The sequence below is a fragment of the Streptomyces sp. SID3212 genome, from assembly GCF_009865405.1.
Taxonomy (GTDB): Bacteria; Actinomycetota; Actinomycetes; order Streptomycetales; family Streptomycetaceae; genus Streptomyces.
In genome coordinates, this window is the sequence record NZ_WWJY01000469.1 from 1 (window position 1) to 2080 (window position 2080).

The window sequence follows — 2080 nt, forward strand, 5'->3', positions numbered from 1 at the left end:
GTCTGCCGCGCGGCCGGGTACGGCATACCGAACGGCTTCGGCGGGCACGGCGTGGGCCGGACGATGCACGAGGACCCGGGCGTCCCGAACGAGGGCCGTCCCGGCCGGGGGATGCCGCTGCGCCACGGCATGGTGCTGGCGATCGAACCGATGCTGATCGGCAGCGGCACGGACCGGCACTACACCGCCCACGACGGGTGGACGATCCGCACGCTGGACAAGAGCCGCGCCGCCCACGCCGAACACACGGTGGCGATCACGACGGACGGCCCGCGCATCCTCACGGCCCTGTGAGCCGTACGCGCGGGCCGTCCCCGGGGGCCGGACGGACGGTGACCCCACCCCTCCGGCACCCCACTGCCGTGCCTACCGCCTGCCGGCCGGGCTGACCACCATCGCCGAGCCGCCGCCCCGGCGGACGGTCTCCGCCGCCGCCAGCCAGCGGCCGTCCGGCAGACGCTGGACGCCGGTCGCCGCGCCGATCTCGGGGTTCTGCGTGAACACGTGCCCCAGCGCCTCCAGTTGCTGCCGCACGGGGCTGTTCCACAGCCCCGGCTCCAGCTCCGTGGCCGCCGCGTTGCGCTGGCTCGCGCGGGGCGCGGCGATCGCGTCGACCAGCGGCAGACCCCGGTCGACCACGCCCGTCAGGGTCTGGAGGACCGTCGTGATGATGGTCGAGCCGCCGGGCGACCCGAGCGCCAGGACGGGCCGGTCGTGCCGGTCCAGCACGATCGTCGGGGAGATCGAGGAACGCGGGCGCTTGCCGGGCCCGGGCAGGTTCGGGTCGTGGACCGCCGGGTTGGCCGGGGCGAACGAGAAGTCCGTCAGCTCGTTGTTGAGCAGGAAGCCCCGCCCCGGCACGGTGATCGCGCTGCCGCCGGTGGACTCGATCGTCAGGGTGTACGCGACGACGTTGCCCCACTTGTCGGCGGCCGTCAGGTGCGTGGTGTTCTCACCCTCGAACGTGGTCGGCGCGGCGGTGCCGCCCGGCGCGCACGGCGTCGGGTTGCTCGGATCGCCGGGCGCCAGCGGGCTCTTGAGGACCGCGTCGTCCTTGATCAGGCATTCCCGCGAGTCCGCGAAGCGCTGCGACAGCAGCCCCTTGGTCGGGACGTCCTCGAAGGCCGGGTCACCGAGCCAGCGGCCCCGGTCCGCGAACGCGATCCGGCTCGCCTCGATGTAGCGGTGGAGGTACTTCGCCTGGGAGGCCTTCGAAAGGTCCGTGTTCTCCAGGATGTTGAGCGCCTCGCCGACACTCGTACCCCCGGACGACGACGGCGCGATGCCGTACACGTCGAGGCCCCGGTAGGAGATCTTCGTCGGCGCCTGCCGCTTCGTCCGGTACGCGGCGAGGTCCCGGGTGCTGAGGTCGCCGGCGCGCACGACCCGGGTCGCCTTCGGGTCGACGGGAGGGGTCCGTACCGTACGGACGATGTCGCGGGCCAGCTCGCCCTCGTACAGCGCGTCGGTCCCCCGGCGCCCCAACTCCGCGTACGTACGCGCCAGATCACCGTTCTTGAAGGTCGAGCCGACGACCGGCAGCTGCCCGCCGGGCAGGAACAGCTTCGCGGACGCCGGGAAGTCCGCGAACCGCGCCTGGTTGGCCTGGGTCTGGCTGCGGAAGGTCTCGTCGACGGTGAAGCCGTCCTTGGCGAGCTTCTCGGCGGGCCTGAGCAGCTGCCCGAGGGACCTGCTGCCCCACGCGTCGAGCGCGGTGTCCCACGTGGCGGGGGTGCCGGGCGTGCCGACGCTGAGCCCGCTGGTGACCGCGTCCGCGAACGGGATCGGCTTGCCGTCCTCCAGGAAGAGGCCGGAGTCGGCGGACCGGGGGGCGGTCTCGCGGCCGTCGATGGTGTGGACCGTACGGGACCTGGCGTCGTAGTAGACGAAGTAGCCACCGCCTCCGATGCCGGCGGAGTAGGGCTCGGTGACCCCGAGCGCCGCGGCCGTGGCCACCGCCGCGTCCACGGCGTTGCCGCCCCGGCGCAGCACCTCGATGCCGGCGGCGGAGGCGTCCGCGTCGACGCTCGCCACCACTCCCCCGTATCCCGCGGCCACCGGCGTCTTCACGGGTGGCTTC

The 2080-nt window shown here is 73.7% G+C and carries 2 protein-coding genes; one reads left to right on the forward strand and one right to left on the reverse strand.

Annotated elements, in window-relative coordinates; translation table 11 throughout:
• Positions 1-294: M24 family metallopeptidase (locus GT042_RS14015; RefSeq protein WP_161309037.1), on the forward strand; the 294-nt coding region annotated here is incomplete at its 5' end.
• Between the two features lie 72 nt (positions 295-366).
• On the opposite strand, the gene ggt is transcribed toward GT042_RS14015, so the two are convergent.
• On the reverse strand, positions 367-2080 hold a 1714-nt coding region (gene ggt, locus GT042_RS14020), incomplete at its 5' end, for a gamma-glutamyltransferase (RefSeq protein WP_202532750.1).